This is a genomic window from Alexandriicola marinus (assembly GCF_004000435.1).
Taxonomy (GTDB): domain Bacteria; phylum Pseudomonadota; class Alphaproteobacteria; order Rhodobacterales; family Rhodobacteraceae; genus Alexandriicola; species Alexandriicola marinus.
The window spans coordinates 1-1,811 of the sequence record NZ_RBVZ01000051.1 but is presented as its reverse complement, the minus strand read 5'-3'; the positions used below and the strand labels follow the sequence as shown (position 1 = coordinate 1,811).

The 1,811-nt window shown below is 58.1% G+C and carries 2 protein-coding genes and 1 pseudogene; 1 reads left to right on the top strand and 2 read right to left on the bottom strand.

Features of this window, described 5'->3' with window-relative positions; genetic code table 11:
• The first annotated feature begins 745 nt into the window (after positions 1–745).
• Complete coding sequence (locus EP376_RS22605) at positions 746–982, top strand: hypothetical protein (RefSeq protein WP_127657717.1); 237 nt, start codon at positions 746–748, stop codon at positions 980–982.
• Between the two features lie 61 nt (positions 983–1,043).
• Here EP376_RS22605 and EP376_RS22600 read toward each other — a convergent pair whose 3' ends face one another.
• Positions 1,044–1,427, bottom strand: a complete 384-nt coding sequence (locus tag EP376_RS22600; protein WP_127657716.1) for a hypothetical protein — start codon at positions 1,425–1,427, stop codon at positions 1,044–1,046.
• A pseudogene (locus EP376_RS23120) lies at positions 1,424–1,811 on the bottom strand (recombinase family protein); the annotation flags it as partial. The gene EP376_RS22600 and the pseudogene EP376_RS23120, both read right to left, overlap by 4 nt.

The window sequence follows — 1,811 nt, the reverse complement described above, 5'->3', positions numbered from 1 at the left end:
AACAGAGACACCCGAAGGCGGCGTGATTGTGCGGGCTGATGCGAAAGACCGCGAGAAGTCACTGATGACAAAGAGGCTTTCCGCTCATAGCTTGGTGGCATGTCGAATGGGCCCAGGACAGATGAAAAAAACGACCCGTTAGTCGCTGATTTCTTTGCGATGCTGACCGACGATATTGCTGAGCTCCGCTATTGCACGACCGAGCGTCGGCGAGTGCTTCTGACCGATCGGCGCGAGGGGGGCGTCGAATTCGAGGGGCGAAGACAGAACGTCGCTGAAGCGAACTTCGGTGGGGAGCCGACCAGCGGGCATCGACGATCGATGATTACCAGATGAACAAGATATAAAGTCCAGAATGCCGACCTGTGATGTTTGTGGAGAGCCGATTGTTTTCAGGTACGTTGATGGGCGCCCGACGCCGATCCACACCAATGGTGGTTGGTGTCGGGGTTTCCGGGTCTCTCGTACATCGTCGGATAGTTCCCCTTTTCGCTCTCTGCGCTCGTATGTTGTTCCAAACGCGACTTGCCCAGTTTGTGGTGAGACGGTCTTTTTCTATCAGTCGCCCAACGGTGGAAGAGTCTTCTTCGATGACCTTGGCTGGCCGTGGCCAAAACACCCGTGTACGGACAACAAACGTCCGACAGGAAAACCAAAGCTCCCAAAGCGTACGGGCAATATCTTGGCTTTCCGAGCGCGGGACGGAGCTCAGCTCGCCCTCTATGATCTAGATGACTTCGAGGACTTGGACGGTCGCTACAAGTTCATCTTTCGTCGCCAGGACTCCAACAAGCGACGGACCGGTATTCTGAAAAAGGCGACGATGAAAAAAGGAAGTCTGAAGCTCGACGATTTCTTCGATGCGCCTTCCTTTGTGGTGGATCTCGACAAAAGCTCGGCTACCGGACTACGCGTTGATTTCATCTGTGCCAGGCTCGGCAAGATTGTCCGGATCAAGATGTCGAAAGACGCAAACATTTGATGGCTGTCGATTTCTTGGCAGAACAGATACGGGAGAACCGACGAACCGAGCTTTTTTGGTCTCAATCAAATACTCGCGTCGGCTGCTCGTACCATGTCTCCCCAGCAAGAAAACAAAGATCGTAAAGACTGACCGCCGAGGCCTCCCGTCCGCAGGTCAGCCGCTTCAGAACCTCCGGCGCCAGATAGGCCAGCCGCAACTGGCGGCTGACATGCCGCTCGGCCAACCCGACGGCTTCAGCCAGTTCCTGGATTGTGGCGAACTCGCCCGCGTCCATGTGCCGCCGCCATCCCCATGCCCGGCCGATGGCGCGCAAAACATGCGCATCCTGCGTCTGGTCTTCGCTGGGCCGATAGTCGGCTGGCGGCAAGATCTTCGGTCGCCCGTTCTTCTTTCGCACCTTAAGAGGGATCAGAATACGGATGGTGTCATTAGAGCTGGTCATTCGGCTGCCTCCATCTCGCGCGGCGCGAATATCTCACGCATGACCCCGGCGATGCCCTTTCGCCGGATATCCACCTCGAGCCCGGCGGCCGTCACCGTGATGCGCCGGACAAGGAGCTGAACGATCCGGGCTTGCTCGGCGGGGAAGAGTTGGGCCCAGAGCGTGCCGAACTCGTGGAGCGCCCCCAAGGCGTCGGCTTCGGAGATGTCGGCGGTTTTGGTTTTCAGCGCCGCCAATACCTGCGTGACGACTTCAGGCGTTTGCAGGATCCGGCGGATTTCGGTCACCACCGCGTCCTCGACCATCCCGGCCGCCAGCCGCGTCGGCGCGGTCTCGTCGCCGGTATCTCGGTTTCGGATCACGTCCATGGACACGTAGTAGCGG

Bases quoted from the DNA above. Each gene is read 5' to 3' on its own strand.
- EP376_RS22600 (WP_127657716.1), bottom strand. From the start codon at position 1,427: ATGACCAGCTCTAATGACACCATCCGTATTCTGATCCCTCTTAAGGTG.